This window comes from Phycisphaerae bacterium (assembly GCA_035384605.1).
In the GTDB taxonomy this organism is placed as follows: Bacteria; Planctomycetota; Phycisphaerae; order UBA1845; family PWPN01; genus JAUCQB01.
The window spans coordinates 10,843-12,965 of sequence record DAOOIV010000134.1 but is presented as its reverse complement, the minus strand read 5'-3'; the positions used below and the strand labels follow the sequence as shown (position 1 = coordinate 12,965).

The window sequence follows — 2,123 nt, the reverse complement described above, 5'->3', positions numbered from 1 at the left end:
TTCCGCCTTCTTGCGCCCGAACTCCGGGTCGATCTTGAGCATCGCCGCGACCACGATGCCCGGGATCGTGGTCAGCAGGACCCAGATGAAGAAATGCTGATATCCGATCAGTTCCTGCAGCCAGCCGCTGAACATGCCCGGAAGCATCATCCCGAGGGCCATAAAACCCGTACACAACGCGTAGTGCGCGGTCTTATGCTCGCCCTCGGCGATCAAAATCATGTAGAGCATGTAGGCCGTGAACCCGAAGCCGTAACCGAATTGTTCGAGCGCGACGGCCGCGCAAATCAATGGGAAGCTTTGCGGCTGCACGTAGGCGAGGAACAGATAGACCCAGCCACCAAGGTTGATGATGATGATCATCGGCCAGAGCCAGAACTTCAGGCCCTGCCGCGAGATCACGTAGCCGCCGAGCAGGCCCCCGCCCATCAGGGCCGCGACGCCGAACGTTCCGTAGGCGATGCCCACTCGGGCCGTGGTGAGGCCCAAGCCGCCGGCCTCCCGTGCATCCAGCAGGAAAGGCGAGATCAACTTGACAAGCTGCGCCTCGGCCAGGCGGTACAGCAGGAGGAATGCCACGGCAACGACAATCCGTTTCTTGGCGAAGAACGCCGCGAAGACGCGGAAGAACTCCGTGAGGAAACGACCGGACGTGCCGCCACTTCGGGGGGCGTCGGCCGCCGGATACGGAAGGATGAAGTAATGGTAAACGAACGCCGTAATGAAAATGGCCGCCAGGACGAAGAACGTGACCGACCACGCCAGGCGGACGTTGCCCGACGTCGCCCTGAATACCGCCTGCTCCTCGGTCTTGAGCGTCGGATCGATCTGGAAAACCGCTAAGGCTGGCTTGTTCCAGTTGCCGTCGTCAAAAACCAGCCGCATTCCTTCCACAAGCCTGATGCTGGCGTCGCCCGACGCCCGGTCCAGTACGACCGCGACCTTCCGGCCGGGCTCCGGCGGCCTGGACAGATGCAGGGTTACCACGCCGATGTTCCCGGCACGGTCAATGCTGGCCTTCTCCTTCGGACCGAAATGCGCCCGCAAGAACTCCTCAAGTCTCTCGACCGACCCACCTGTCGGACGTGAGAGTTGCCTGGACGATTTTTCTCCCGGTGATTGCTCGGCCGGATAGAATCCGTTGCTCAGGTTGGTCCGCTTGACCTTGGCCAGGATGGAGTCAATCTCCTGCTTGCTCTGCGCCACGGTGCCGATCTCCAAGATGGCCGGTTCGGCGACGATCTCCAGCGGTCCGTCTGAAGAAACGACGTCGAGTGTACCCGGCAACGCGACCGCCACCGGGGGCGCATCCGGCTTTGACACCACCTGCAACTCCCGAGGCGGCAATCCGCTGGCCCCTTCGATCAGACCCGCCAGAACAACCAGCACGCCCTGGCCGGAGATCATCGCAATTCGATAGAATGTGCTGCGAACGCCCACGAACGCCGCCTGCTGGTGCTGCTCCAGGCCAAGCATGTAGAAACCGTCGGCGGCAATGTCATGAGTGGCCGAGCTGAATGCCATGAGCCACAGGATCGCAATCGTGTACTGAAAGAATTTCGGAAGCGGAATCGTCAAGGCCACCGACGCCAGCAGTGCGCCAATCAGAAATTGCGTCGTCACGATCCATAGCCGCTTGGTGCGGAACAGGTCGACCAGCGGACTCCACAGCGGCTTGATCACCCACGGCAGGTACAGCCAACTCGTGTACAGGGCGATATCGGTGTTCGAGATCCCCATCCGCTTGTACATGATGACCGACACGCTCATCGCGACAACGTAGGGAATACCCTGGGCGAAGTACAATGAGGGAACCCACGCCCACGGGTTCCTGACGGCGGGTCTTGAATCGCTCATCATTCGTGTCCTGAATCAGCGGGAAGTCGCGCGTCCCGGCCGCGAACGCCGTACGGCCGACGAGAAAGACTATCGCGGATCGCGCCGGGAAGGTCAAGAAAACCCGCAGTGATTGATGTTGGGCATGTCCATGACATGGTCAGCCGGCAAGGTAGGGCAGGTCAGAGCGAAGCGCCGACCTGCCGCTAACGAAATGGGTCCACGAGAACGCTGGCCGCGCTACCCCCCTGCCCGATCACGGCCTCCTCGACGGTGCATGCTTCCAG

The 2,123-nt window shown here is 61.4% G+C and carries 1 protein-coding gene; it reads right to left on the bottom strand.

Translation table 11 applies throughout. From position 1 onward, the window contains the following. The coding region (locus tag PLL20_19470; protein ID HPD32179.1) for an MFS transporter at nucleotides 1-1,857 on the bottom strand (1,857 nt) is incomplete at its 3' end. Nucleotides 1,858-2,123 lie beyond the last annotated feature (266 nt).